The 364-nt window shown below is 43.4% G+C and carries 2 tRNA genes; both read left to right on the plus strand.

What is annotated here, in order from left to right:
- The first annotated feature begins 7 nt into the window (after positions 1-7).
- Positions 8-92, plus strand: a tRNA-Leu gene (locus tag AACR09_RS19555).
- A gap of 51 nt (positions 93-143) precedes the next feature.
- A tRNA-Met gene (locus AACR09_RS19560) sits at positions 144-220 on the plus strand.
- Positions 221-364 lie beyond the last annotated feature (144 nt).

Consider the following 364-nt stretch of genomic DNA (forward strand, 5'->3'; position numbering starts at 1 on the left):
CTTTGCTGCGGTCGTGGCGGAATTGGTAGACGCACCAGATTTAGGTTCTGGCGCCGAGAGGTGTGAGAGTTCAAGTCTCTCCGACCGCACCATTATTTCTCTTTAATTAGAGATAAAATAGTGAATACATAAAATTCATTATTGGCTACTTAGCTCAGTTGGTTAGAGCACATCACTCATAATGATGGGGTCGCAGGTTCGAATCCCGCAGTAGCCACCATTCTTTCTTTATGAAAGAAAAAGTACAAACAACGTTATATTGAATTACCAATGTCGATATAACTATAAAGATTTGCTGCGGTCGTGGCGGAATTGGTAGACGCACCAGATTTAGGTTCTGGCGCCGAGAGGTGTGAGAGTTCAA

Origin of the sequence: Vibrio sp. OPT20 (genome assembly GCF_963889365.1) — a bacterium.
GTDB lineage: Bacteria > Pseudomonadota > Gammaproteobacteria > Enterobacterales > Vibrionaceae > Vibrio > Vibrio splendidus.